The sequence below is a fragment of the Bacillota bacterium genome (genome assembly GCA_012839765.1).
In the GTDB taxonomy this organism is placed as follows: domain Bacteria; phylum Bacillota; class Limnochordia; order DUMW01; family DUMW01; genus DUMW01.
Window position 1 is genome coordinate 1 of the sequence record DUMW01000071.1, and the last position, 4,554, is coordinate 4,554.

Genomic DNA, 4,554 nt, shown 5'->3' on the forward strand with positions numbered 1-4,554 from the left:
CACTGTGATACAGGAAAAGGTAACGGCCGAAGCATGAAGGTAAATCCTTCCATTGCCCGGAAGCCGCTTAAATCAAGGGGTCGGGAGGCGAGCGGCTGACGTGGGCGGGAGGGGGTCTCCAAAACCGGGGGCTGCGGGTTCGAGTCCTGTCTCCCCTGCCATTTTTTTGTCTAATCACAGAAAGCTTTCTAAAGGGTGCTTAGGATGCACGGGGTTTGACCCACGTGCTTTTTTTCTTCCCATTCCGAATCACCAGACGTTACCTGACAGATATCACTAGCATGGATAAAAACGGGGCTCCGGAATACATCTTCCTTGCCCCGTTTTGTCGTTGTCTACAATTATTACTTTCCATAAACTGCAAGCAGACGGGTCCCTTCTTACAAGGCTGACTGTTTGCTCAGAGATTGAACCAACCTACCACATTGCGCAGTTGTTCTCCTAGAGTGGCCAAGCTCTGGGACAGATTGCTGATCTGTTCGATGGCACCAGACTGCCTTTGGGCAGATACCGCAATCTGCTGACTTCCTGCGGCAATCTCCTGGGCCGCACTGGAGATATCCTCAATGGCTCGCGTGGCCTCTTCACTGGCGGCAGCCACGTCAGCAAAGAGCCGATTGATCTTTTGCACAGTCCTGAGCCCTTCCATCAACCTTTCCGCCGCGTCCTTGGAATCATCGGAGGCACTGCGGGCTTGGGCCAGGATGGACTGTAAGAGGGCGGCGATCTCTTCTGCCGACTGACGGGCTTGTCTGGCTAGTTTGGCCACTTCATCGGCCACTACCGCAAAACCCCGGCCGTGTTCACCGGCCCTGGCCGCCTCAATGGCCGCGTTCAGGGCCAACAGGTTGGTCTGATCGGCAATCTTTCTGATCAGTACGGTAATCTCGTTGATCCGGTCCGCGTTGGTGGCAAGATCATCCACCGAATGGGCAGAGCGACGCGCGGCATCCTGGATCCGGTGCATGAGATTCACCGCCTGTTCCATCTCCCGCTGGGCTCCCTGGGAGCTGTCCAGGCTTTGTTTCGCCGCTACCGCCACCGATTGGGCACTGGTAGACATCTGTACACTGTTGGACGCGAATTGTTGTGCGGCGGAAGCTGACTGATTGGCAGCCCCACTGGTCTCCTGGGCGGACGCCGCCAGCTGATGACTGCTGCCGGAGATCTCTTGGGCCACTTGGAACACCTGACTCACCAGATCGCGCAGGTTCGCCCTCATCACTTCAAAGGCGTGGGCCACATGACCAATTTCATCTTTGCCCGAGACAACTCCATCCTCGCCTCCGAGATGCCCAGTGGCCAATTCTTCCGTGGCCGTGGCCAGGTGACGTAGCCTGGTGGCCATGTTGTGGACGATATAATGGGATATCAGGAATCCGATGCCTACGGAACAGGCGGCCAGGAAGATCAACAACTGCACCCCGGCATTCTTTTCGCCGATGGCATCGTTGTAGAGTCTGTTATTATGTTCTTGACGGAGTGTCAGAAGACTCGTTAAGGCCTGTTCCGCTGTGTTAGCCAGGTTCCTAGTTTCCGTAAGGAGTGCGAACAGTTCATCTATCTTGTTGGGTTGACCGATCAAACCCCAGACCGTTGTCATCTTTTGATCGTACTCTGTTATGGCAAAGCGGAAGGTGCTACGCAGTTCAGTCTCGTCATGGTTGATGGCCGGGATCGTCAAGAACTCATTGAGGCCGTTCTTCAGCCGGGTCATGTTTTGCTCAAAACGCGCATACAGTTCCCCTATCTGTGGCTGATACTGGGGAACCAGGGCGGTGATCTGGGTTTGGCGAGCCTGCTGCAAGGCCTGCTTTAACTCAAGGAGAATGACCACGATGTTGTCATTGTCATGGATGGTGGTCAGCGTAGTGCCCATGTCATTCAGGTTCAACCCCGCCACCGTGGTCATCAGGACCATCCCGATGACGAAGACCCCTATGATCAAGTAAAGCTTACCCCATACTGGTAGATCGTCAAGAAAAGACATAGACAGCCTCCTAAGCAAAGTTTAGTCTGTCTTCCGCGGTATGACCGCTTCCAAGGCGAGTTTCTCGGCAGAGTTCAACAGTTTCCCGAGGCGCAGAATGACCAGCAGTCGGTCATCAATCTTCCCAATGCCCTCGATGAATTCTGCCCGGATTCCATCGATGCCCTGGGGTGGCGGCTCGATGGCGGTGGTGGGCAGGCGCAAAACCTCCGAGACTTCATCGACGATGAGGCCGGTGAGGTGGATTTCGTCGAGCTCCACGATCATGATCCGCGTGGCCTCGTCTTCCTGTTCTGTCAACCCAAAGCGCTTCCGCAGACTAATGACCGGAATAATCTCACCCCGCACATTGATGATCCCTTCGATGAAATCAGGGGCCTTGGGAAGCTTGGTCGGTTGTACCAGCCGGATAATCTCCCTGACCTTGAGGATGTCTATGGCGAATTCTTGTCCCCGCAGGGAGAACACTACATATTGCTGTTCGTCTACTTTCTTACTAGACTCCTTTGGCAAGACTTTCCCTCCTTCGAAACCGCTGTCGGTGAGTTAGCCATGTCTTTGTTCGGTTCCGCACGGGAAATCGGTCCTGTCCGCCTTACTAATATGTATCGGTATAAAGTGATGGAATGTTAAGGGAAATGAAAAAAGTGTGGGCCGTTGGCCCACACTGGGGATAGGTTAGAATTTGAAACGGTGGACTGTCTCGTTCAGGTCCTGGCCTAGGTTGGCCAAGGTTTCCGCCGCGGTGGCGATCTGCTGAATCTGTGCTGACTGTTGCTGGCTGGCCGCGGCGATCTGCTGGCTTCCCGAGCTTAGCTGCTGGGTTGCTGAGTGGATCTCCTGGATTTCCTTGCTCAAATTGTTTATGGCCACAATGATATTGTTGAAAGCCTGACTGGTGGTCTCCACCACTTGGGCCCCTTCCCGTACTTGCTGGGCTCCTTCCTCGGCCTTTTCCACCGTATTTCTGGTGGCCTGGGTAGTCTGTTGGACCAGCCGGCCGATATCGGTCGCGGCTGCAGCACTCTGTTCTGCTAGTTTCCTTACTTCATCGGCCACAACGGCAAAGCCCCGACCATGCTCCCCTGCCCTGGCGGCTTCAATGGCAGCATTCAGCGCCAAGAGATTGGTCTGCTCGGCGATTTCGGTGATGGTATCGGTGATCTTTCCGATGCGCTCGGAGTTTTCACCCAACTGCTTTACTGCTGCTGCCAGATCAATCACATGGGCCTCGATGGCGCGAATCTGTTCTACCGTCTGGATGATCTGGTCCTTGCCCGCGGAGGCGTCTTCATTGACTAGCCGGGCAGATTCGTACATCTTCTCTGTATTGGCGCTAACCTGTTGGATCGCCGCGGCAAATTGACTGATGTTTGCCGCCATCTCCTGCACAGAGCTACCGTTTTCCATCGCTGTGCTGGCCAACTCTTGGCTGGAACTGCTTAGGTTAGCGGCTACACCCTCAATTTGATGGACGAGGCTCCGCAGGGAGTTGATCATCTGGTTGAAGGCTCGACCCACCAGTCCCACTTCATCTTCACCATCTATGGTCGCTTTGACGGTAAGATCGCCCTCGGCGGCTACGGTGGCGGCTTCATGCAGTCGTCTTAAGGGGCGAGAAATGCTGAGGAAGACGGTATATCCCAGGACAAGCACGGCGACGAGGATCGCGGCAACAAGAATACCCATCTGTTGTAGCATCCGAGAAAACTGCTCATTGGCTCTAGCATGTCTGGAACGGGCCAGGGCCATGCTGGTCCTTACCACCTGTTCCAAGGTTTCAATGAGCTGCCCGTGCTTGACCCGGAATTCGTTAAGGTTTTGGTAAACATCAAGATCGTAATAGTCGCCCCGGGTCCTGGCATCGGCCAGGTTTTGCATCGTGTAGTCGATGTCCTGCTTGATCTGGATCCAGCGTTCATTGAAGGTGGCCCATTGATTCCTTAGTTCTTGGTCGGTTTCTTCGGCCATTTTTTCATCCAATAGTTGCAAGTCTCCTTCGCAGATCAGGATGGCATGGTTTACCTCGCTTTCGCTAGACAAGAGATCCACGGTGGATGCCAGCATCACCAAATTGTTTTGCAGACTGGAAAGCATGTTTGCCATCTCGTTCTGCCGCTGCAGGTCTTCAACGATCTCCCGCATATTGTACATCCTGGATAAGCTCACGATGGCGAATATTGCAAATCCTAAGATACTTGTGGATAGAGCGATGACCAGTTTGATCCCTATTTTGGTGTTCCGAAACCACTTGAACAATGGGTCTACCCCTCTCCTAATTTAGATTGGATGGCGGTCTAAAACTAGGGATACAAGGGCGGAAAAAGACAGGATCATGCGGAAGGCACTGGTCTATCCAGTATCTGAAGTAGATTGAACAATGACATGGTTAACTCATCCTTATTTTACCACTCCTAAAGGGCTTGTCAAGGGTTTGGGCGGTGTCCGTGCGGTCGTTAGCGATGCGGGTGAAGAATTCTTCTTTTTGCGGGATAGGGAACCTGCTCCTGTCACCACTGGTGCACAGATGGATTATGATACAACAAAAGAAAGGTAGGTGGATA

General features: G+C 53.5%; 4 protein-coding genes. 1 reads left to right on the top strand and 3 read right to left on the bottom strand.

The genetic code is table 11. The features are described 5' to 3' along the window. Nucleotides 1-400: 400 nt before the first annotated feature. The 3 genes from GXX57_07330 to GXX57_07340 form a co-directional block, all read right to left on the bottom strand. Complete coding sequence (locus tag GXX57_07330) at nt 401-1,990, bottom strand: methyl-accepting chemotaxis protein (protein HHV44464.1); 1,590 nt, start codon at nt 1,988-1,990, stop codon at nt 401-403. Between the two features lie 21 nt (nt 1,991-2,011). Then, the gene (locus tag GXX57_07335) at nt 2,012-2,503 is read right to left on the bottom strand and encodes a chemotaxis protein CheW (protein HHV44465.1); all 492 of its coding nucleotides are present in this window, start codon (nt 2,501-2,503) and stop codon (nt 2,012-2,014) included. A 165-nt stretch (nt 2,504-2,668) separates the two neighbouring features. Further along, nucleotides 2,669-4,135, bottom strand: coding sequence for a methyl-accepting chemotaxis protein (locus GXX57_07340; GenBank protein ID HHV44466.1), 1,467 nt, complete (start codon nt 4,133-4,135; stop codon nt 2,669-2,671). Nucleotides 4,136-4,370: 235 nt separating this feature from the next. Here GXX57_07340 and GXX57_07345 point away from each other — a divergent pair, with 235 nt between their 5' ends. Beyond that, entirely contained in the window at nt 4,371-4,547 is a 177-nt protein-coding gene (locus tag GXX57_07345) for a hypothetical protein (protein ID HHV44467.1), read from the top strand. Nucleotides 4,548-4,554 lie beyond the last annotated feature (7 nt).

Excerpts from the sequence above, each read along its gene's own strand:
- GXX57_07345 (HHV44467.1), top strand. The coding sequence starts at position 4,371 with ATGACATGGTTAACTCATCCTTATTTTACCACTCCTAAAGGGCTTGTC.
- GXX57_07340 (HHV44466.1), bottom strand. The coding sequence starts at position 4,135 with ATGCGGGAGATCGTTGAAGACCTGCAGCGGCAGAACGAGATGGCAAAC.
- GXX57_07330 (HHV44464.1), bottom strand. The coding sequence starts at position 1,990 with ATGTCTTTTCTTGACGATCTACCAGTATGGGGTAAGCTTTACTTGATC.